Origin of the sequence: Pseudomonas sp. RIT-PI-r, assembly GCF_001297015.1 — a bacterium.
Taxonomy (GTDB): Bacteria; Pseudomonadota; Gammaproteobacteria; order Pseudomonadales; family Pseudomonadaceae; genus Aquipseudomonas.
On record NZ_LIGE01000047.1, the window covers coordinates 1 to 20010 of the forward strand.

General features: G+C 60.9%; 19 protein-coding genes. 6 read left to right on the forward strand and 13 right to left on the reverse strand.

All coding sequences use genetic code 11. The annotated features are described in order from the left end of the window. Both AK821_RS27300 and AK821_RS27305 read right to left on the reverse strand, forming a co-directional pair. A partial coding sequence (locus tag AK821_RS27300; protein ID WP_236708344.1) for a TPM domain-containing protein occupies positions 1 to 722 on the reverse strand: 722 nt, incomplete at its 3' end. A gap of 116 nt (positions 723 to 838) precedes the next feature. Continuing rightward, a complete protein-coding gene (locus AK821_RS27305; RefSeq protein WP_064393025.1) occupies positions 839 to 1447 on the reverse strand; it encodes a LemA family protein in 609 nt (202 codons plus the stop codon). A 262-nt stretch (positions 1448 to 1709) separates the two neighbouring features. Between AK821_RS27305 and bglX the strand changes: the two genes are divergently transcribed. After that, entirely contained in the window at positions 1710 to 4001 is a 2292-nt protein-coding gene (gene bglX, locus AK821_RS27310; protein ID WP_064393026.1) for a beta-glucosidase BglX, read from the forward strand. Between the two features lie 126 nt (positions 4002 to 4127). Here the strand turns inward: bglX and AK821_RS27315 are convergent, their stop codons facing one another. The 9 genes from AK821_RS27315 to AK821_RS27355 form a co-directional block, all read right to left on the reverse strand. Beyond that, positions 4128 to 5285, reverse strand: a complete 1158-nt coding sequence (locus AK821_RS27315; RefSeq protein WP_064393027.1) for a phospholipase D-like domain-containing protein — start codon at positions 5283 to 5285, stop codon at positions 4128 to 4130. 1 nt (position 5286) lies between these two features. After that, positions 5287 to 5877 (reverse strand): YceI family protein, encoded by a 591-nt coding sequence (locus AK821_RS27320; RefSeq protein WP_064393028.1) that lies wholly within the window; start codon positions 5875 to 5877, stop codon positions 5287 to 5289. Between the two features lie 253 nt (positions 5878 to 6130). Then, a complete protein-coding gene (locus AK821_RS27325) occupies positions 6131 to 6901 on the reverse strand; it encodes an IclR family transcriptional regulator (protein WP_064393029.1) in 771 nt (256 codons plus the stop codon). Between the two features lie 59 nt (positions 6902 to 6960). Continuing rightward, positions 6961 to 8418 (reverse strand): amidase, encoded by a 1458-nt coding sequence (locus tag AK821_RS27330; RefSeq protein WP_064393030.1) that lies wholly within the window; start codon positions 8416 to 8418, stop codon positions 6961 to 6963. After that, the gene (locus AK821_RS27335; protein ID WP_064393031.1) at positions 8415 to 9725 is read right to left on the reverse strand and encodes a citrate-proton symporter; all 1311 of its coding nucleotides are present in this window, start codon (positions 9723 to 9725) and stop codon (positions 8415 to 8417) included. The genes AK821_RS27330 and AK821_RS27335 overlap by 4 nt, the downstream gene beginning before the upstream one ends. A gap of 81 nt (positions 9726 to 9806) precedes the next feature. After that, on the reverse strand, positions 9807 to 10982 hold the full coding sequence (locus AK821_RS27340; RefSeq protein WP_064393032.1) for a M20 aminoacylase family protein: 1176 nt from the start codon (positions 10980 to 10982) through the stop codon (positions 9807 to 9809). Between the two features lie 274 nt (positions 10983 to 11256). Further along, positions 11257 to 11553 (reverse strand): hypothetical protein, encoded by a 297-nt coding sequence (locus AK821_RS27345; RefSeq protein WP_064393033.1) that lies wholly within the window; start codon positions 11551 to 11553, stop codon positions 11257 to 11259. Beyond that, positions 11550 to 12623 carry a serine hydrolase domain-containing protein gene (locus AK821_RS27350; protein WP_064393034.1) on the reverse strand — a complete coding sequence of 358 codons (1074 nt, stop codon included), beginning with the start codon at positions 12621 to 12623 and terminating at the stop codon, positions 11550 to 11552. Before AK821_RS27350 ends, AK821_RS27345 begins: the two co-directional genes overlap by 4 nt. Before the next feature lie 166 nt (positions 12624 to 12789). Next, positions 12790 to 13668 carry an acyl-CoA dehydrogenase family protein gene (locus AK821_RS27355; RefSeq protein ID WP_064393035.1) on the reverse strand — a complete coding sequence of 293 codons (879 nt, stop codon included), beginning with the start codon at positions 13666 to 13668 and terminating at the stop codon, positions 12790 to 12792. A 153-nt stretch (positions 13669 to 13821) separates the two neighbouring features. Here AK821_RS27355 and olsB point away from each other — a divergent pair, with 153 nt between their 5' ends. Together olsB and AK821_RS27365 are read left to right on the forward strand one after the other, a co-directional pair. After that, positions 13822 to 14577 (forward strand): L-ornithine N(alpha)-acyltransferase, encoded by a 756-nt coding sequence (gene olsB, locus AK821_RS27360; RefSeq protein WP_007916280.1) that lies wholly within the window; start codon positions 13822 to 13824, stop codon positions 14575 to 14577. Further along, a complete protein-coding gene (locus AK821_RS27365) occupies positions 14577 to 15371 on the forward strand; it encodes a lysophospholipid acyltransferase family protein (RefSeq protein WP_064393036.1) in 795 nt (264 codons plus the stop codon). The genes olsB and AK821_RS27365 overlap by 1 nt, the downstream gene beginning before the upstream one ends. Before the next feature lie 103 nt (positions 15372 to 15474). Here AK821_RS27365 and AK821_RS27370 read toward each other — a convergent pair whose 3' ends face one another. Continuing rightward, complete coding sequence (locus tag AK821_RS27370; protein ID WP_064393037.1) at positions 15475 to 16059, reverse strand: acyl carrier protein phosphodiesterase; 585 nt, start codon at positions 16057 to 16059, stop codon at positions 15475 to 15477. Between the two features lie 169 nt (positions 16060 to 16228). Between AK821_RS27370 and AK821_RS27375 the strand changes: the two genes are divergently transcribed. From AK821_RS27375 to AK821_RS27385, 3 genes are read left to right on the forward strand one after another with little or no spacing between them, the layout of a single operon-like run. Continuing rightward, positions 16229 to 16531 (forward strand): ArsR/SmtB family transcription factor, encoded by a 303-nt coding sequence (locus AK821_RS27375; RefSeq protein ID WP_007917068.1) that lies wholly within the window; start codon positions 16229 to 16231, stop codon positions 16529 to 16531. A gap of 34 nt (positions 16532 to 16565) precedes the next feature. After that, the gene (locus tag AK821_RS27380) at positions 16566 to 17732 is read left to right on the forward strand and encodes an MFS transporter (RefSeq protein WP_064119748.1); all 1167 of its coding nucleotides are present in this window, start codon (positions 16566 to 16568) and stop codon (positions 17730 to 17732) included. A 29-nt stretch (positions 17733 to 17761) separates the two neighbouring features. Further along, entirely contained in the window at positions 17762 to 18811 is a 1050-nt protein-coding gene (locus AK821_RS27385; protein WP_064393038.1) for an alkene reductase, read from the forward strand. A gap of 394 nt (positions 18812 to 19205) precedes the next feature. Here the strand turns inward: AK821_RS27385 and emhR are convergent, their stop codons facing one another. Beyond that, the gene (gene emhR / locus AK821_RS27390) at positions 19206 to 19838 is read right to left on the reverse strand and encodes an efflux system transcriptional repressor EmhR (protein WP_064393039.1); all 633 of its coding nucleotides are present in this window, start codon (positions 19836 to 19838) and stop codon (positions 19206 to 19208) included. Positions 19839 to 20010: the final 172 nt, after the last annotated feature.

Genomic DNA, 20010 nt, shown 5'->3' on the forward strand with positions numbered 1-20010 from the left:
CGCGGCACCCCGGTTTGTTCGTGTTTTTGGTGATGTTGTTCATCCTGACGGTGTTTGTCTGCCAGATGCTCGGTATCCTGCCCGCCGCCACGGCCGGCGGGCAGGATACCGAGCATCTGGCAGACAAACACCGTCAGGATGAACAACATCACCAAAAACACGAACAAACCGGGGTGCCGCGAGATGAAATCATCGGACGGCTCACCGCTCGATTCATACACCGTCGACGGCTCACCCAGCGGATTACCGCCGAGCACTACCAGCATCGCCGCGACGCCGTCGCTGATGCCTTTGCTGAAGTTGCCGGTCTTGAACGCGGGGGTGATGACTTGATGGATGATCACCGAACTCTGCGCATCGGTGAGCCGGTCCTCCAGACCATAACCGACTTCAATGCGCACCTTGCGCTCGTCACGGGCGACGATCAGCAGCGCGCCGTTGTTCTTGTCCTTCTGGCCGATGCCCCAGTGCCGGCCCAGCTGGACGCCATAATCTTCAATGGTGGTGCCTTGCAGATCCGGTACGGTGACCACAACCAATTGCTCGCCGGTCGCCTGCTCGTGGGCCTGCAACTGCTGGCTCAGTTGCGCGCGCACCGACGGCTCGAGCATCTGTGCTTCGTCCACCACCCGCCCGCTCAGCGCCGGGAACGTCAACTCGGCCCGGGCGCTGACGGCGAACAGCCACAGCATCAGCACCAGGCCCATCTTCAACACACGCATCTATTACCCCCACCGTCTGCTGTAGGAGCTGCCGCAGGCTGCGATCTTTTGATCTCGTTTTTACAAACCAACGTCAAAAGATCGCAGCCTTCGGCAGCTCCTACACAGGTTTGTTTTCAGAATTTGACCTGGGGTGCCTTATCGGCATCCGGCGTGGTGGCTTCGAAGGTTTCGCGGATCGGCAGGTCGCTGTACATCACGCTGTGCCAGAGACGACCGGGAAAGGTGCGGATTTCGGTGTTGTATTTCTGCACCGCCAGAATGAAATCGCGGCGCGCCACGGCGATGCGGTTCTCGGTGCCTTCGAGTTGCGATTGCAGGGCGAGGAAGTTCTGGTTGGCCTTCAGGTCCGGGTAACGCTCGGAGACCACCATCAAACGGCTCAACGCGCCGGTCAGTTGATCCTGCGCCTGCTGGAACTGTTTGAGTTTCTCGGGATTGTCGAGGGTGCTGGCATCGACCTGGATCGACGTAGCTTTCGCCCGAGCCTCGATCACCGCGGTCAAGGTTTCCTGCTCATGAGCGGCGTAACCCTTCACCGTTTCCACCAGGTTGGGGATCAGGTCGGCGCGGCGCTGATACTGGTTCTGCACCTGGCCCCATGCGGCTTTGGCCTGTTCGTCGAGGGTCGGGATATTGTTGATGCCGCACGCGGTCAACAGCGTGGCCAGCACCAGCAGTGTGGCGACCTGCAAGCGCGAGCGATTGGTTGGGCTTACATTCATCGCAGTGATGCTCCTTGGCACATTTCATTATAAAAACCGAGCGCGAAACATTCTCCGCCGGCTCTTGGGGCATAATCGGCCGCGCTGCTGGATTACGACGCGCCAATGGGCTAAAAAGTGCCCTGCGCGATCACGCTGCCGCCGTGTCGGCTGCCGTTTCTGGCTCTGCTTTTTTGAGCCTGTACCCGAACAACAATAGTCGCTCCCTAAATTTTGGCTGGCCGGCATTGCATTGCCGTTTGTGCCCTTGAGAAAAATATTCATGAAGAAGCTGTGTTTGCTGGGTCTGTTCGTCAGCCTGGCCAGTCATCAAGTATTGGCCGCCACGACCCCGGTACCCCTGGAAAACAAGGACGCGTTCATCAGCAACCTGATGAATCAAATGACCCTCGATGAAAAGATCGGCCAGTTGCGCCTGATCAGCATCGGCCCGGAAATGCCTCGCGAGCTGATCCGCAAAGAGATCGCGGCCGGCAACATCGGCGGCACCTTCAACTCGATAACCCGCCCGGAAAACCGTCCGATGCAGGACGCTGCCATGCGCAGCCGCCTGAAGATCCCGATGTTTTTTGCCTACGACGTGATCCACGGTCACCGGACGATTTTCCCGATTCCGCTGGCCCTCGCCTCGAGCTGGGACATGGATGCCATCGGCCAGTCCGGCCGTGTTGCCGCGAAAGAAGCCGCCGCCGACAGCCTCGACATCACCTTCGCGCCGATGGTCGACATCTCCCGCGACCCACGCTGGGGCCGCAGCTCCGAAGGTTTCGGTGAAGACACCTACCTGACCTCGCGCATCGCCGGCGTGATGGTTCGTGCCTATCAGGGCGCCACCCCGAGCGCCGCCGACAGCATCATGGCCAGCGTCAAGCACTTCGCCCTGTATGGCGCGGTTGAAGGCGGTCGCGACTACAACACCGTCGACATGAGCCCGGTGAAGATGTACCAGGATTATCTGCCGCCGTACCGCGCCGCGATTGATGCGGGTGCCGGTGGTGTGATGGTCGCGTTGAACTCGATCAACGGCATTCCGGCCACGGCCAACACCTGGCTGATGAACGACCTGTTGCGTCGTGACTGGGGCTTCAAGGGCCTGGCGGTCAGCGACCACGGCGCGATCTTCGAACTGATCAAACACGGCGTCGCCCGCGACGGTCGTGAAGCAGCGAAACTGGCGATCAAGGCCGGTATCGACATGAGCATGAACGACACCCTCTACGGCAAAGAGCTGCCGGGGCTGCTCAAGGCCGGCGAGATCGAACAGAAGGACATCGACAACGCGGTGCGTGAAGTGCTCGCCGCCAAGTACGACATGGGCCTGTTCAAGGATCCGTACCTGCGCATCGGCAAGGCTGAAGATGATCCGGTCGACACCTACGCCGAGAGCCGTCTGCACCGCGCCGAGGCCCGTGAAGTGGCGCGACGCAGCCTGGTATTGCTGAAGAACCAGAACGAAACCCTGCCGCTGAAGAAAGACGCAAAAGTCATGCTGGTCGGCCCATTGGCCAAAGCACCGATCGACATGATGGGCAGCTGGGCCGCAGCGGGTAAGCCGGCGCAATCGGTGACACTGTTCGATGGCATGAGCTCGGTGATCGGCAACAAGTCGAACCTGATCTACGCCCGTGGCGCCAACATCACCAGCGACAAGAAGGTCCTCGACTACCTGAACTTCCTCAACTTCGATGCGCCGGAAGTTGTCGATGACCCGCGCCCGGCCAAGGTGCTGATCGACGAAGCGGTAACAGCCGCCAAGGACGCTGACGTGATCGTCGCCGCCGTGGGCGAATCCCGTGGCATGTCCCACGAATCCTCCAGCCGCACCGATCTGAACATCCCGGAAAACCAGCGCGAGCTGATCCGTGCGTTGAAAGCCACCGGCAAACCGTTGGTGCTGGTGCTGATGAACGGCCGTCCGCTGACCATCCTCGAAGAGAACCAGTCGGCTGACGCGATTCTGGAAACCTGGTTCAGCGGCACCGAGGGCGGCAACGCTATCGCTGACGTGCTGTTCGGCGACTACAACCCGTCGGGCAAACTGCCGGTGACCTTCCCGCGCTCCGTGGGCCAGATCCCGACCTACTACAACCACCTGAGCATTGGCCGGCCGTTCACGCCGGGCAAACCGGGCAACTACACCTCGCAGTATTTCGATGACACCACAGGTCCCCTGTTCCCGTTCGGGTATGGCCTGAGCTACACCCAGTTCACCCTGAGCGACATGGCGCTGTCGTCGACCACCCTGAACGCCACCGGCAAGCTCGACGCCAGCGTCATGCTGAAAAATACCGGCAAGCGTGACGGCGAAACCGTGGTGCAGTTGTACATTCAGGACGTCACCGGTTCGATGATCCGCCCGGTGAAGGAACTGAAGAACTTCCAGAAAATCATGCTCAAGGCCGGCGAACAGAAAGTCGTGCACTTCACCATCACCGAGGATGACCTGAAGTTCTACAACGCCCAGCTCAAATACGCGGCAGAGCCGGGCAAGTTCAACGTGCAGATCGGCCTGGATTCGCAGGACGTGACGCAGCAGAGCTTCGAGTTGCTGTAACCGACAACGCAGTCCCCTTGTAGGAGTGAGCCTGCTCGCGATAGCGGTCATTCAGCTAATTCAATGCTGACTGACACACCGCTATCGCGAGCAGGCTCACTCCTACATTGGTTTTGCAGCGTTAATTTAACCGCGGCGGTCGAGGATATTGACCACCACCCGATCCACCCAGCCCCACACCCGCTGCTTGACCCGCCGCCACAACGGCCGGCGCTGCCACTCTTCCAGACTCACTTGCTGACTCAGCCCGAAGTCCTTCACAAAACTCGCCTCTACCGCTGCCGTCAACGCCGGATCCAGCGCCTCCAGATTCGCCTCCAGATTGAAGCGCAGGTTCCAGTGGTCGAAGTTGCACGAACCGATGCTCACCCAATCGTCCACCAGCACCATTTTCAAATGCAAAAAGCACGGCTGATATTCGAATATCTGCACCCCGGCCTTGAGCAGGCGCGGGTAGTAACGATGCCCGGCGTAGCGCACTGACGGGTGATCGGTGCGCGGCCCGGTCAGCAGCAACCGCACATCAACACCGCGCGCGGCAGCCTTGCGCAGGGAGCGGCGGATTTTCCACGTTGGCAGGAAATACGGCGTGGCCATCCAGATGCGTTTTTGCCCACTGTTCAAGGCGCGGAACAGCGACTGCAGAATGTCGCGGTGCTGGCGGGCGTCGGCATACGCCACGCGGCCCATGCCCTCGCCCTTGTCCGGCACGCGCGGTAACCGTGGCAGACCGAAATGTGCGGCCGGACGCCAGGCGCGGCGGTAGCGGTTAGCGATCCATTGGCGATCAAACAGTAATTGCCAGTCGATCACCAACGGCCCGCTGATCTCGACCATCACTTCGTGCCATTCGCTGCTGTCATGGCCCGGCGTCCAGAACTCATCGGTGACACCGGTGCCACCGACCACCGCCAGACATTGATCGACCAGCAGCAATTTGCGGTGATCGCGATAGAAATTGCCGACCCAGCGCCGCCAGTTCAGCCGATTATAGAAGCGCAGTTCCACCCCGGCGTGGGTCAGGCGCTGACGCAGATTGAAGGTGAACGCGAGGCTGCCGTAATCATCGAACAGACAGCGCACGCGCACGCCGCGCTCGGCCGCCAGCACCAGCGCCTGGACGATGGTTTCGGCACAGGCGCCGGCCTCGACCAGATACAGCTCGAGTTCGATCTGCTCCTTGGCAGCGGCGATCTGCTCAAGCATGCGCGGGAAGAATTGCGGGCCATCGATCAACAGCTCGAACCGATTACCGTCACGCCATGGGAACACTGCGCCGCGCATGTCAGCGCGCCGTGAAGATCAGCACCGCACCCACCGGCACCGACAGGCTGATGGCCGACAGATCGGCGAGTTTGCGCAGGCTTTCCAGCCCTGGCAGCAGATCGAAATCCTCGGCGTTGATCACCAGCGGCTCCAGCGTCACCACCTGAAAGCGGCGATCATCAAGGCGCGTTGCCAAGAGTTCGGCCGGGTATTCATGTTGCTTGCCGTGCAGGTTGACGGTCAGCGGCAGGCGCAATTCCAGTTGCGCGCCGGGGGCCAGATCGTTGATCGGGCGCAGGTCGATCTGGGTGGTAATGGTCGCTTCGGGGAATTGCTCGATCTGGAACAGCTCCTTGCGCATGCGCTCGTCGCGCAGCGGGATGCCGCTGTTGATCGAGTCCAGCTCAACCTCGACTTCGGCGCGACCGTTGGGATCGACCTTGCCGTGCAGCACCAGAAAACGCTGCACTTCGGAAATACTGGCGTTTTTCGTACTGACGAACGACAGCCGCGACGACTCGCCGTCCAGATACCAATTGGCCTGCGCCGGCAGCGCGAGGGTGGCCAGCAGCAGGCTGGACAGGGATGCAATGAGGGAGCGGTTGAACATTGAGGACTCGTGGGGGCGATAAACCTGCACGAACCTTAACTGGCCATGGGGTTATTGCAAACATCCAGAGCAAAAGATCGCAGCCTGCGGCAGCTCCTACAGGGGGAATACATTTCTAATGTGGGGGCGGGCTCGCACGGGGAAACGTACCGCCAGCCAATAGATATGCCTTCTGTCGAATCGTGACACCGCCGTTCTCACAGGGGAACAGTGCTTGATGTAGGAGCTGCCGCAGGCTGCGATCTTTTGGCTGTCAGGCCAATACCTGCTGCACATCGCCAATCGTCGCCGCCAGGCTATTCAAATGCAGGCTCAACACCCGCTCCACCGGCGCCTGATCCATCGGCCAGTGCAGCGCCATGCTGCCCACCAATTTGCCTTGCGCACGGATCGGTAGCGCCACCGCGCGAATCAGAAAGGGCAAACGCACCGGGTATTCCCAATAGCCTTCGGTACGCTGACCAAAGCCTTGATGCAAGGCCTGCTCGGTCACACGAAACAAACCTTCATCGCTCAACTGCTCACGCTCGGCGAGCCGCTCGACCTCATCACTTTCCAACTCGCCAAGACACGCCCGCCCCATCGCCGAATGAAACAGACTGGCGTGATGCCCGACGATCTGGCAGTTGTTCGGATAACGCTTGCGCAACACCTGCGGAATCGCGCTCTCCATCACCTCGACCCGTTCGCCATCGAAGCACGACAGATCCGCGACCAGCCCGGTGCGCTCGCACAGCTCCAGCAACATCGGCGCCGCGCTCTCCACCAAATGTCGCTTGAAGCGCTGCTGACGATCGCCAAACAGGCGCTTGGCACACAAGCGGTAACGGCGGTCACTGAGGCCGCGATAGATCCAGCCCTGTTCCTGCAACGTCGCCAGCATCCGCGACACCGTGGCTTTGGGCAGGCTGGTGAGGTAGTGCAATTCCTCCAGCCCCAGCGCCTGATGCTCGCCGAGCAATTCGACAATGGCCAGCGCCCGTTCCACCGAACGCACGCTGCCGGTATCCGCTTTGCTGCCCATGTGTTCGATCTCCCTGCGCGCAGATGGATGAGCACTTTTTGCAGCAAGATGCGGGCCGCTCAGGCTGATTGCAGGCATGGCGGCGGGCAGCGTTCGACCCAACGGGTCAGTTGTTCGTGGGCATACGCCAGTTGCAGCACCGCCCGGTCAGCCTGCGCCGGGCCGATGATTTGCAGGCCCATCGGCAGCCCCGCCGGGTTGAATCCGACTGGCACGCTGATGCTCGGCAACCCCGCCAACGTCGGCCCGATGACCACTTCCATCCAGCGGTGATAGGTGTCCATGGTCTGCCCGCCGACCACGCGCGGCCATGGCTGTTGTGCATCAAAAGGGAACACTTGCGCGGTCGGCAACAGCAGGAAATCGTAACGCTCGAACAATTCGCTCAGGGCGCGATACCACTCACTGCGATCGACCGAGGCTTTGTAGACATCGGCAGCGCTCAGGCGTAAACCGCCCTCGATTTCCCACTGTGCCTCAGGTTTGAGCATTTCGCGTTTGCGCGGATCGGCATACGCCGCGCCAAGGCTGCCCTGCACCAGAAAATGCCGGTGGGTCAGCCAGGTTTGCCATAAACGCTCCATGGAGAAATCCGGCTGGCACGCCTCGACCTGACAACCCAACGCAGTGAAATCCGCCAGCGCCGATTCGCACAGACTCAACACCCCGTCGTCCATCGGCAGATAGCCGTTGTAGTCGCCGAGCCAGCCAATGCGTACGTCGCTGAAATCCTTTGGCAGGCCTTCAGCAAAATGACCCGGCTCATCTTTCAGCGACAGTGGCACGCGGGGATCGTAGCCGGCCTGCGTCGACAGCAGGCGTGCGACGTCGGTGACGCTGCGGCCCATCGGCCCTTCGGTGGCCAGTTGCTGAACGAACACTTCCGGCGTCGGCCCGTGTGGTACGCGGCCTTGCGACGGGCGAAAACCGAAGACGTTGTTGAACGCCGCCGGGTTGCGCAACGAGCCCATCATGTCGCTGCCATCGGCCACCGGCAGCAGACGCAATGCCAGCGCCACCGCGGCGCCGCCGCTGCTGCCACCGGCAATCCGGCTTGCATCGTAGGCATTGGTAGTGGTGCCGAACACGCGGTTGTAGGTCTGCGAACCGAGGCCGAACTCCGGCACGTTGCTCTTGCCGATGATGATCGCGCCGCAGGCACGTACGCGCGCCACGCTGATCGCATCGTGCTGCGGCACCTGCTCGGCGAACAACGGCGAACCCATAGTAGTGCGCAGACCGTCAGTGGCCGCCAAGTCCTTGATCGCCTGCGGCATGCCGTGCATCCAGCCTTTGGACTGGCCGCGATCGAGTTGCCGGTCGCACTCATCGGCCTCACGTAAAACGTCCTCGGCCGGACGCAGCGAAACCAGCGCATTGACCTGTGGGTTGAAGCGTTCGATATGCGTCAGATAGGCCTGCATCACTTCACGGCACGACACCTGGCGCGCATGGATTGCCCGGGACAGCGCATCGGCGTCGAGGGCGACAATCGGATCAATCGCTAAAGGTTTCACGGTTTCACTCCCACATTCAGCGCAACGGATTTCTTCGCGCGCGGCGCCTCTTGCAGACAGTAAGTACCGAGCAAGGTCAGCAGGCAAGCGAACAACACATAGAAGGACGGCGCCACCGGCGTGTTCAAGACCTTGCTCAGCCAGGTGACGATCAGCGGTGCGAAGCCGCCGAACACCATCACCGCCACGTTGTAGGCGACAGACACGCCGGTGGAGCGCACTTCAATCGGAAACTGCTCGGCGAGTGCCGTCGGCGCCGGGCCGAAGAAACCGCCAATTGCACTGCACAGCAGCAGTTGCATCACCAGCAAGCGCTCGATCGACGGGGCCGCCGCGACCCACACATACAGCGGATAAATCATCACGAAAAACGCTAACGTGAACGCCATCAACACCGGCCGACGGCCAACACGATCCGACAGTGCGCCGGAGAACGGAATTACCACCGTCATCAACGCCACCGCGAGCATCTGCACCAGCAGCACCTGATCCAACGGCAAGCCGAGGTTGGTGTGAGCGAAGGTCGGCATGTTCACCAGCACCACGTAAAACGACACCGTCGCGCCGCTGGCCAAACCCATCGACACCAGCAGGCTGCGGCGGTGCTCGCGGATCACTTGCCACAGGCCCGGCGCTGCGCCTTTGGCTTTTTTACGTGCTTGAAGAAACTCTTCCGGTTCTTCCATGTGCTTGCGAATCCACAAGCCGACCGGGCCGATCAACAGACCGATCACGAATGGAATACGCCAGCCCCAGGTGTCCAGCGCCTCGGGTGAAAACACATGGGTAACCAGCGCCACCATGGCCGCGCCGGCAAACACCGCGAGGCATTGCCCGACCAGTTGCCACGAACCGTACAAACCTTTGCGATGAGCCGGCGCGCTCTCCACCAGAAACGCCGTGGCGCTGGCGTATTCGCCGCCGGTGGCGAAACCTTGCAGCATGCGCGCAACGACGATCAGCAGCGGCGCGCCCATGCCGATGGCGGCGTAGCTTGGCGCAAACGCGATCAGGGCGATCGACACGGTCATCAGGCGGATGATCAGCTGCATCGCCGCTTTGCGGCCTTTGCGGTCGGAATACATGCCGAGCAGGATGCCGCCGACCGGGCGCATGAAGAAACCGACGCCGAAGGTCGCCAGCGCCATCAACAGCGAGGCGTAGCCATCTTCGGAGGGAAAGAACTGCCGAGCGATGATGCTCGCCAGAAAGCCGTAAACGATGAAGTCATACCATTCCAGCGCGTTGCCGATAACCGCAGCGACCACTTGCCGGGTACGCGAAACACCTGTGCTCGAAACCTGCATGGCGGATTCTCCATAAAGCTGTTGGGTGATCACCCGGGCGCACGTGGGCCCGGGGTTCAGCGGCAGCAAAAAGTGAAGAAGTCAGGCCGGCTTGAGCCAGCTCTCGGTCAACGCGCCCCAATACGCTGCGCCCGTCAGCAGGATGTCGTCGTTAAAGTCGTAAGCCGGGTTGTGCACCATCGGCCGCGACACGCCGTTGCCGATGAACAGGTAGGCGCCGGGGCAACGCTGAAGCATCCAGGCGAAGTCTTCGCTGCCCATCAGTTTGGGAGTGTTGCCGTCGACGGCATCGGCGCCCACCAGCTCGACGCCGACCTGGCGGGCGAACTCGGTTTCGGCGGCGTGGTTGACCAGCACCGGATAGGCCGGGCGGTGTTCGATTGTCGAGGTACAGCCGAAGCTTTGCGCCTGGGTTTCGATGATGTTGCGCACGCGATTGAGGGTCTGCTCGCGCACATCGGCATTCAGCGCGCGCAGGCTCAGGCGCAGGATTGCCTGTTGCGGGATAACGTTGGCCGCCTCCCCCGCTTGCAGCGCGCCGACGGTGACCACCGCCGCCTGCTGCGCATCGATGTTGCGCGCGACCACCGTTTGCAATGCCATCACCACACTGGCGGCGGCGACCAGCGGATCGACCGTCAGGTGCGGCATCGAGCCGTGACCGCCGACGCCTTCGATGACCACGTTGAGCAAGTCCTGCGAAGCCATCATCGGCCCTTCGCGAAAACCCAAGTGCCCGGCAGGCAGGCCCGGCATGTTGTGCATACCGAACAATGCATCGCACGGAAAGCGTTCGAGCAGACCGTCGGCGAGCATCGCTTCGGCGCCGCCCTGACCTTCTTCCGCCGGTTGGAAAATCAGCGTGAGGGTGCCGTCGAACTGCCGTGTCGCCGCCAGATAACGCGCGGCACCGAGCAGCATCGCAGTATGCCCGTCGTGACCGCAGGCATGCATGCAGCCCTGATGTTTACTGCTGTAGGCGGCGCCGGTGTTTTCAATGATCGGCAAGGCATCCATGTCGGCGCGCAAGCCGAGTTTGCGCGAACTGCTGCCATTGCGCAGCACACCGACGACGCCGGTTCTGCCGATGCCGGTGTGGACTTCGTAGCCCCAGCTTTCGAGGGATTTGGCGACCAGCGCCGAGGTACGGTTTTCTTCAAAACCCAGTTCGGGGTGGGCGTGGATGTCCTGGCGGGTGGCGTGCAGGTCGCGGGCCACATCGTTGAGCCAGGCCAGAATATGCTGATGTCGGGGCATGACGGTTCTCCTCGCGCGGGTGTTCCCGGTCTTGTTGTTTGCAATGAATTCACGACACGTTGAAAGGCAGGTCGTGCTCACCGCCAGATAACCGCGAGACGCGCGCAAGGACAATCGAATGTGGTTCCACAGAGTGGAACCCCGCTTCCAGGATCAACATATCCCCTTGTAGGAGTGAGCCTGCTCGCGATGGCGGTGTCTCAGATAACAATTATGTTGACTGACACACCGCCATCGCGAGCAGGCTCACTCCTACAGGGACGATTGGGTGTGGTCAGGGATTGAGGCGGCAGCCCCGGCGTTCGCTTTGCCACTGGGCGCTGTTGCTGCGGCCCATGCCGCTGACGGTGATGGTTTTACTGGCGCTGTCATCGCTGAAGTCGCTGGTCGGCAGCCACTGTTTCACGTAGCCACGGCAGTATTCGGCATCGTTGTTCATCACGTAGCGGCACGAACAATACTCCTTGGCGGTGTAGGCACTGATGATGTCCGGGAAGGCCCACAGATCTTCGCGCTCGTAGACGACCCAGCCGAGCAGCAAAACCAGCAGTAACAGCAAAAAGCGCTTCATGGCCGCACCGCCTTCAGCACACGTTTGAGCAATTCGTTGTGGCGGTAGCTGCCTTCGCGATCATCGGCGTAACGCACGATCACCAGTTTCTCGCTGGGAATCACATACAACGCCTGCCCCCAGTGACCGAGAGCAGCGAAGGTGTCGGGCGGTGCGTCGGGCCACGAAGAGTCCGTGCCATCCGGTGCACGATTGAGCCACCACTGTCCGCCGGGCACGGCTTCGTCCTGATGGGCCTTGTAACCGGCGAACGGTTGCAGGTTGAACGCGAGCCAATCCTTGGGTAGCAACTGCTGGTCATCCCAACGCCCGTCGCGGGCCATCAACAGCCCGACTCGCGCCAGATCCCGTGCGGTGAGATAGGCGTAAGACGAAGCGACAAAAGTGCCCATCGCATCGGTTTCCCACACGGCGTGGCGGATGCCCAAAGGCTCAAACAGCGCTGTCCACGGATAGTCGGGATAGCGCTGCGGGCCGACGATGTTTTTCAATGCGGCGGCGAGCAGATTGCTGTCGCCGCTGGAGTAACGGAAGGCCTGCCCCGGCTCAGCGTAGCTGTCTTGCTCGGCAGTGAACGCGGCCATGTCGCGATGACCTCGGGTGTAGAGCATCGCCACCACCGAGGATTTCAGCGGCGCGTATTCGTAGTCTTCCTGCCAGTCGATGCCCGAAGCCCAGTGGAGCAAATCGGCGAATTTTATATCCGGGTGTTTTGCCAGTGGCGGGTAAAACTTTGCGGCCGGGTCTTCGAGTTTGAACAGGCCTTCGCTGTACGCCACACCGAGCACGGTGGCCATCAGGCTCTTGCTGATCGACCAGGTCAGGTGCGGGGTGTGTTCGGTGGTCGGGCCGGCGTAGCGTTCATAGATAATCTGGCCGTCGTGGATGATCAGCAGGGCATCGGTGCGGATGCCTTTGCGGGTTGCATCGTCGCGGGGCGGGAAGAGGTAACTGTCCAACGCCCCGGTATCGGTGATCGTCGTGCCGATTGGCCAATCGTTACCCGGCCATTGTTCGGCGTGGACGGTGAAGCTGATCAGCAGCAGGAACAGCGACAGGCCTTTGCACATGGGGAGGGCTCTGGGAATGAACCTGCTGAGACTAGTCTGGGTTTATGACAAGTATGCGGTGTTATTTAGATTGCTATCGCGAGCGGGCTCACTCCTACAGGGGATCGCATTTCAACTGACGAAACTCAATCAACTGTAGGCCTTCGCCTGCTCGCGATGAGACCCTTCAGCCCGCCGCCAAAGCCTTGGCCAACCGCTTGGCCCTAGCCCCCGCCGCCAACTGCATCACGCCTTGATCGCGTTGCCACATCTGCGCCCATTCTGCCGGCCCGTCAGCCAACGCCTGATCAACCTCAGCCTTGAGCGACTCAAACTGCACAAACAACCCAGCCAACAACACATGCCCGGCCGGATTGTTCGGCGGTTGCCGGCTCGCCTCCGCACACCCGGCCAACAGCGCCAGCAAACGCAATTGCAGCGCTTGCGGCCAGTCGCTGTCCTGTCCGACGCCATACAGCCACGCGGTCATCGCGCTCAGCACATAGACATCTTCCAGCGTGCGAAACGGTTTGACGTAAGCATCCCAACCATCCCCCGCCAACAACTCGCACAACGCGCCATCAAGCAGCAAGCGGCCATGACTGATGTCCGGCATCAACGGCAGCGCCGGCAGTTTTTCCACGGTCACGCCGGGTTCGCCGGGATAGACCACGGCCAGACTCAGGCGCGGCGTTTCACCGGGTTCTTCGCTGCGCGCAGCAATCAGCAGCCAGTCCGCCGCATCGCCGGCCGTGACGAAATCCTTGCGCCCACTCAAGCGTAAATCGGTGAGGCGCGTGTGCATGTCTGCCGGACGCAGACTGCGCTGTTCGGTCGCACACAACGCACCGAGGCTCAGCGGCGCGCTCGGCCAGAGCATGCGCAATGCCGCCTGATAACCGACCAGAAACGCCAGCCCCGGCGTCGCCATCCGCCGCCCGCCGGCGACCGCCAATTCGAACGGCGTGACGTTGCCCAACTGCTGCAACAACGTCGCAAAACCCTCGGCGAGGTCAGCGACGGCGGGCAATCGTTCACGGCTGTGCAGCAGATCTGGCCAGGGCATAGGAGGCTCCTTGTGGGCTGTCATATAAGCATCACCGAACGTTCATGGCGATGACACCGGGGCTACATAGCCTGACTTTGCACAACACGGCTGCATAAAGAAAGTCGATCGGCTGCAACCCACGACGGGTTAAAGGCCCGTACGGAGATTCACATGACTCAGATCGCCCGCATCAGCGACACCGGCAATGAACGCCGCCTGCAAGCCGAACGCCTGATCGGCGCCGAGGCCTTGCAGCAAGCCCAGGCCCTGCGATTCAACGTGTTCAGCGGCGAGTTCAACGCCAAACTGAAAGGCGCGGAACTGGGTCTGGACATGGATGATTATGATGTTCACTGCAGCCACATCGGCGTGCGTGATTTGAACACCGGCCGTCTGGTGGCGACCACGCGTCTGCTCGATCACACCGCCGCCAGCAGCCTCGGCAAGTTCTACAGCGAAGAAGAATTCAGCCTGCACGGCCTCGCGCATCTGCAAGGCCCGATCCTCGAAATCGGCCGCACCTGCGTCGACCCGGCGTACCGCAACGGTGGCACCATCGCGGTGTTGTGGGGCGAGTTGGCCGAAGTGCTGAATCAGGGCGGCTACAGCTATCTGATGGGTTGCGCGAGCATCCCGATGCAGGACGGCGGCATTCAGGCCCACGCGATCATGCAGCGTCTGCGCGAACGGTATCTGTGCACCGAACACTTGCGCGCCGAGCCGAAAAATCCGCTGCCGACGCTGGATATTCCGTCGAACGTGATCGCCGAAATGCCGCCGCTGCTCAAGGCTTACATGCGTCTGGGCGCGAAGATCTGCGGTGAGCCGTGCTGGGACGAAGACTTCCAGGTCGCCGACGTGTTTATCCTGCTCAAACGCGACGAACTCTGCCCGCGCTACGCCAAGCACTTCAAGGCGGCCGTGTGATGAGCCGGTTGCGGGTGTACGCGCGGATCGCGCGGGTGCTGCTGGTGGTGTCGCTGGGGTTGACCATGGCCAGCGTCTTCGGCGTGTTTGAACGCATCGGTCTGGCGCATTCGATGGAGCGGCGTCAGCGTTGGTCGCGCTTCTTCATGGCACGCCTGAGCAATGCCCTGCCCTTTCGCGTGACGGTTCATGGCGAGTTGCCGAAACAGCCGATGCTGTGGGTCAGCAATCATGTGTCGTGGACGGATATTCCGCTGCTCGGGATGCTCACGCCGCTGTCGTTTCTGTCCAAGGCCGAAGTGCGCACCTGGCCGGTGGCCGGTTGGCTCGCGGCGAAGGCCGGCAGCCTGTTCATCCGTCGCGGTTCGGGCGACAGCCAGTTGATCCGCAAGCAGATGACCCGTCACCTGCAAACCGCTCACCCGCTGCTGATGTTCCCGGAAGGCACCACCACCGATGGCCGCTCACTGCGTACCTTTCATGGTCGTTTGCTGGCGGCGGCGATTGATTCCGAGGTGATGCTGCAACCGGTGGCGATCCGTTATCTGCGCGATGGCGAAATCGATGGGCTGGCACCGTTCATTGGTGACGACGATCTGCTGTCGCACCTGATGCGCCTGTTCAGCAACGATTGCGGCGATGTTGAAGTGCACCTGCTCAAGCCGATTGCCTGTCAAGGGCGAGAGCGTGCTGCGCTGGCGTTTGAAGCGCAGCAGGCGGTACAGAAGGCGTTGTTTGGCGAGGTGGCGAAACCGGCCGAACCGCGTCGTGCAGGCGAATTGATTGCCGCCTGAAAACACAAATCCCCTGTAGGAGTGAGCCTGCTCGCGACAGCGGTGGGTCAGTCACATCGATGTTGCCTGATGTACCGCTATCGCGAGCAGGCTCACTCCCACATTAGATCTGCGATGTCTGGGGGGATTGTGCGAAGTCCTGAAGTTGTGGGTAAAACAAAGCGAAATCCTCACTCAACGGCTCATATAACCGCCGCAATTCCTGCATCGCCCCCGCCAGTTCCTCGGGCCGGCTCAACCGCCGCGAGATCCCGCGCAGCACCTGCTCCAGCACTTCAAACTGCTGATACGAACCCAACCAGTCATTGGCCACCATGTGCGGGGCGATCTTCGCCAGGCGGTCGGGCAACTGCCGTTCGTGGGTCAATACCCGATAAACGTCAGCGGTGAAAACCTCCAGCGGCTGCTCGGCATACAGCTTCCAGTCCCGCGCCAGGCAATGATCGAAAAACACATCGAGCACGATCCCGGCATAACGCCGCCGCGTCTCGGTAAACCGCCCCAAGGCGATGTCCACCAACGGATGGCGATCGGTAAATACGTCAATTCGGCGATGCAGTTGAATCGCCGCTTCCACCTCCGGCGCAAACTGCCCTTGCAGCCGGCCTTTGACGAAATCGCCATACAGACTGCCGAGCAGTTGCCCGGGGCGCTGGCCACCAAGGTGTAAATGTGCGAGATAGTTCATGGGCGCAGCTTAGCACTGCGGCCCATAAGCCATACACCCCTGTATCGTTATAACGCGATATACCAATTTATGCTGACGTCAGATCAAAATCATATTGGTGTATCGCGATCTAACGATTTATATTTCGCCACATCGCGATATAGCGTTGTACACATTGTGAGCACCTGCCATGAACCTCGACCTCGACGAAATAATAAAAGCCCTGGCGCACCCAGTACGGCGAGACATCCTCAACTGGCTGAAAGACCCGAAGAACGAATTTCCAGAACAGTTGCACAACCACGAGTACGGCATTTGCGCCGGACAGATCGATCAACGCTGCGGCCTGTCGCAGTCGACTGTTTCTGCGCACCTCGCAACGTTGCAACGCGCCGGTCTGATCAGCAGCCAGAAGGCCGGTCAGTGGCATTTTTTCAAACGTAACGAGGACGTGATCCAGGCGTTCCTCAGCACCCTCAGTAAAGAGCTCTGACCCTTAACGTCAGCCAGCCGACAAGGAAACACGCATGCCCCTCTCGCTACTCATCCTCGCCTTGAGCGCCTTCGCCATCGGCACCACCGAATTCGTCATCATGGGCCTGTTGCCCGATGTGGCGGCCGACCTCGGTGTGTCGATCCCCGGCGCCGGCTGGCTGGTGACCGGTTACGCCCTCGGCGTGGCAATCGGTGCACCGTTCATGGCAATGGCCACCGCCAAGTTGCCGCGTAAAGCAGCACTGGTCGCGTTGATGGGCATTTTTATTGTCGGCAACCTGCTCTGCGCCATCGCCAGCGATTACAACGTGCTGATGTTTGCCCGCGTGATCACCGCGCTGTGCCACGGTGCGTTCTTCGGTATCGGTTCGGTGGTGGCGGCCAATCTGGTGCCGGCCAACAAGCGTGCGTCGGCGGTGGCGTTGATGTTTACCGGCCTGACCTTGGCCAACGTCCTCGGTGTACCGCTGGGCACTGCGCTGGGTCAGCAATACGGCTGGCGCTCGACCTTCTGGGCGGTGACCGTCATTGGTGTGATTGCGCTGATCGGCCTGATCCGCTTCCTGCCGGCCAAGCGTGATGAAGAAAAACTCGACATGCGCGCCGAACTCGCCGCCCTTAAAGGTGCGGGGATCTGGCTGTCGCTGAGCATGACCGCACTGTTCGCCGCATCCGTCTTCACTCTGTTCACCTACGTCGCCCCGCTGCTCGGTGAAGTCACCGGCGTGTCGCCGCGTGGCGTGACCTGGACGCTGATGCTGATCGGCCTGGGCCTGACCGTCGGCAACATCATCGGCGGCAAGCTCGCCGACAAAGGCATGGCCGCCACGCTGATCGGCGTGTTCATTGCGATGGCCGTGGTTTCCACCGTGCTGACCTGGACCAGCGTCGCGCTGATCCCGACCGAAATCACCCTGTTCCTTTGGGCCACCGCGTGTTTTGCCGCCGTGCCGGCGCTGCAAGTCAACGTGGTGACCTTCGGCAAGGCTGCACCCAACCTGGTGTCGACCCTGAACATCGGCGCCTTCAACGTCGGCAATGCTCTTGGCGCCTGGGTTGGTGGCAGCGTCATCGCCCACGGCTACGGTCTGACCAGCGTGCCGCTCGCAGCCGCCGCCCTGGCCGTGCTCGCCCTGCTGGTGACCCTGATCACTTTCCGTCAGAACGGCAACGCCGATCTGGCCCCCGCTACTCACTGATTAACTTTTCACTTAAGAGGGTTGTAGACATGGCAACTATTTTTGATCCGATCAAACTCGGCGACGTCGAGCTGGCCAACCGCATCATCATGGCCCCACTGACCCGCTGCCGCGCCGACGAAGGCCGCGTACCGAACGCGCTGATGGCTGAATACTACGTACAGCGCGCGTCCGCTGGCCTGATCCTCAGCGAAGCCACTTCGGTAACGCCGATGGGCGTTGGCTACCCGGACACCCCGGGCATCTGGTCCAACGACCAAGTGCGCGGCTGGGCCAACGTGACCAAAGCGATTCACGGCGCGGGCGGCAAGATCTTCCTGCAACTGTGGCACGTCGGCCGGGTTTCCCACCCTTCGTACCTCAACGGTGAAGCACCGGTGGCACCGAGCGCCATCCAGCCGAAAGGTCACGTCAGCCTGGTGCGTCCACTGGCCGACTACCCGACTCCGCGTGCACTGGAAACCGCTGAAATCGCCGACATCGTCGATGCCTACCGCACCGGCGCCGAGAACGCCAAGGCCGCTGGTTTCGACGGCGTGGAAATCCACGGCGCCAACGGTTATCTGCTCGACCAGTTCCTGCAAAGCAGCACCAACCAGCGCACCGACAACTATGGTGGCTCGCTGGAAAACCGTGCGCGTCTGCTGCTGGAAGTGACTGACGCTGCGATCGAAGTCTGGGGCGCCGGCCGTGTCGGTGTGCACCTGGCACCGCGCGCTGACTCCCACGACATGGGTGACGACAACCTGGCGGAAACCTTCACTTACGTCGCACGTGAACTGGGCAAACGCGGCATCGCGTTCATCTGCTCCCGTGAGAAAGAAGGCGCCGACAGCCTCGGCCCGCAATTGAAAGAAGCGTTCGGTGGCCCGTACATTGCCAACGAAAAGTTCACCAAAGACAGCGCCAATGAATGGCTGGCCAGTGGCAAGGCTGACGCTGTGGCGTTTGGTGTGCCGTTTATTGCCAACCCGGATCTGCCGGCGCGCTTGAAGGCGGATGCGCCTTTGAATGATGCGCGTCCGGAGTTGTTCTACGGTAAAGGGCCGGTCGGTTATATCGACTACCCGGCGCTGTAATAGGCAACACACAGAAACGCAAAAGCCCCCGACTTGTGAGAGTTGGGGGCTTTTTTGTGTTCGCCTGAGAGTGATTGCGCGGCTTGTTACGTAGCCCCTCATCGGAACGCCGCCCGCCCAACCCTCTCCCGAGGGAGAGGGAGCTGATCTGTGTGCTATTCAAATCTGGAGTTTGGCCCTGATATCTCACGTCGGTGTAACTCGCAAGAACACCTCGCTCAGTCCCCTCTCCCTCTGGGAGAGGGCTAGGGTGAGGGCAAGCGGCTCACACTCATTCACACAGACGACACAAATTCCCTACAAAATGCCTAGCTCGCTACGTTTAAACTCCCCGCCGCAAACGTATGTAAAGGCAGGCCAATTGACATAAGCTGTGCCAATTACGCATTTTGTTTCATTTGCGCAGGCTGGGGCTCAGGCGCAGCATATCCAACCCTGTATCGACCCAACGCTCAGCCTCGGCATGCAGCTCAAAGCTGTCCGGCGCCAGAAGCCATCCATACAGCAGGCCATCGATGTAAGCGTGAATGCTGATGGCCGCGCGGGCAGTGTCGAGATCTTCCGGCAACTGGCCGCGATTCACCGCATTACGCAGGGTCAGCCCGATGCGCTCGTTGCAGTCGAGACTGGCCACCCGGCGCTGCTGGCGCAAATCGCACATTTCATCGGTGAACTCGCACTTATGAAACAGAATTTCGTTGATGCGGCGGGTCTTCGGGTCCAGCGCAACTTGATGAAACAAATGAATCAGCAATTTGCGCATGCAGCCCAGCGGGTCCAGTTCGTCTTCGCTCTCGCTGGCCTTGGCCAATTCATCCAGTGGCTCATGCAGGCTGTCGAGCATCGCCTGGACCAGGTCCGCTTTATTGCTGAAATGCCAGTAGATGGCACCACGGGTGACACCGGCCATTGTCGCGATATCGGCCAGCGTCGTACGAGCGACGCCCCTTTCATAAAAGGCTTTCTCCGCCGCTTCCAGAATCTGGCTACGGGTTTCTTGAGCTTCCTCTTTGGTACGACGGACCATGACAGTAAAACCTCAAACAGGATGTTTCAGGGATGGCTGAATATCCGCTGAATAAAGAGGGGGCGATCTCTCGCGGATCGGCTCCCCGGCCTACAATTTCAAACCTTGCAACGACTTTTGTAACGGGCTGGGTACGCGGCAAAGGTATTTACAAACAACCATGAACGTAAGT